This is a genomic window from Sandarakinorhabdus oryzae (genome assembly GCF_009733735.1).
GTDB lineage: Bacteria > Pseudomonadota > Alphaproteobacteria > Sphingomonadales > Sphingomonadaceae > Sandarakinorhabdus > Sandarakinorhabdus oryzae.
On the sequence record NZ_WNJP01000299.1, the window covers coordinates 1 to 1761 of the forward strand.

Annotated in this window: 2 protein-coding genes; both read left to right on the forward strand. The window is 65.9% G+C overall.

Annotated elements, in window-relative coordinates; translation table 11 throughout:
* Nucleotides 1-500, forward strand: a 500-nt coding sequence (locus GJ693_RS15810; RefSeq protein ID WP_328598846.1) for a glutamate ligase domain-containing protein, incomplete at its 5' end; no start/stop codon positions are given.
* Complete coding sequence (gene mraY, locus GJ693_RS15815) at nt 497-1570, forward strand: phospho-N-acetylmuramoyl-pentapeptide-transferase (RefSeq protein ID WP_156257191.1); 1074 nt, start codon at nt 497-499, stop codon at nt 1568-1570. The genes GJ693_RS15810 and mraY, both read left to right, overlap by 4 nt.
* Nucleotides 1571-1761 lie beyond the last annotated feature (191 nt).

Here is a 1761-nt window from a genome sequence, read left to right on the forward strand (position 1 = left end):
CGGGTGGCGATCTCGCGCTGGCCGGCCTGGCGCTCGCTGATTTGAACGGCCTGCCCGGCCGCGGCCGCCGCCTGCGCGTGCCGGCCGCTGGCGGCCAGGCGGTGATCATTGATGAAGCCTATAACGCCAACCCGGCAAGCATGGCGGCCAGCCTTGCCGTACTGAAAGACGTCGCACCCGCCCGCCATGGCCGCCGCCTGGCACTGCTGGGCGGCATGAAGGAACTGGGCGCGCTGTCGGACGAGTTCCACGCCGGGCTGGCGCCGCACATGGCCGATGCAGGGGTGGAGGCCGCGGTTCTGGTGGGCGCCGAGATGAAGCCGCTGGCCGCCGCCCTGGGGCGCAGCATCGATGTGCGCCATGTTGCCGATGCCGATGCCGCGCTGGCGGAAATCACCCGCCTGATCGCGGCCGACGACGTGCTGCTGGTCAAGGGCTCCAACTCGATTGGCCTTGCCCGCGTCATCGATGCGCTGGCCGCTGCAGAGGTGCTGTCATGATCAACCTGATTGCCGATCTGCTGGGCTTTGAAGGCATCTTCAACCTCTTCCGCTACATCACCTTCCGCGCGATCGCGGCGCTGATGACCAGCCTGGCCATCGCCTTGATCCTGGGGCCGCGCTTCATCGACATGCTGCGCGCCAAGCAGGGCAAGGGCCAGCCCATCCGCGAGGACGGGCCGGAATGGCACCTGCTCACCAAGCGCGGCACGCCAACCATGGGCGGCCTCCTGATCCTGATCGGCATGACCATCTCCACCTTGCTGTGGATGGATGTCGGCAACGGCTTTGTCTGGTCGGCACTGCTGGTCACGTTGGGCTTTGGCGCTATCGGCTTCATGGACGATTTCGACAAGGTGACGAAGCAGAGCCACAAGGGCGTTTCGGGCCGGGTGCGGCTGGGGCTGGAATTCCTGATTGCCGGCCTCGCCTGTTCGTGGATCGCCAGCCGCACCGGCTTCACCCTCTATCTGCCGTTCCTCAAGGACGCCGGCCTCTACCTCGGCCTGTTCTACATCGCCTTTGCCGCCTTCATCGTGACCGGCTTCGGCAATGCCGTGAACCTCACCGACGGCCTGGATGGCCTGGCCACCATGCCGGTGATCATTGCGGCGGCGGCCTTTGCGGTGATTGCCTATCTGGTCGGCAACATCCGTTTTTCCGACTATCTCGGCATCCACCACGTGCCGGGTTCCGGCGAGCTTGCCGTCTTTTGCGCAGCGTTGATCGGGGCCTGCCTGGGCTTCCTGTGGTTCAACGCGCCGCCGGCCATGGTGTTCATGGGCGACACCGGCAGCCTGGCCCTGGGCGGCGCACTCGGCACCATCGCGGTGATCACCAACCACGAACTGGTGCTGCTGGTGATCGGCGGCCTGTTCGTGCTCGAAACCCTGTCGGTGATCATCCAGGTCATCAGCTTCAAGACCACCGGAAAGCGTGTGTTCCGAATGGCACCTCTCCACCATCATTATGAAAAGAAAGGCTGGAAAGAATCGACTGTGGTGATCCGCTTCTGGATCATCGCCATCCTGCTCGCCTTGGCGGGCCTGGCGACACTGAAACTTCGGTGAGCGCCGTGCCTGTCCGCAGCGTCCTCTCCCTCACCCTCGCACACCCCGCACCGCGTGTGCCACGGCGTTATCGTGGCGCATGGAGGGGGAGGACGCTGCAAACATGATCACCTCGCCGGCCTTTGCCGACAAGCGCTGGGGCGTCCTGGGCCTGGCCCGCACCGGCCGCGCGGCGGCGGCCGCGCTGGCCG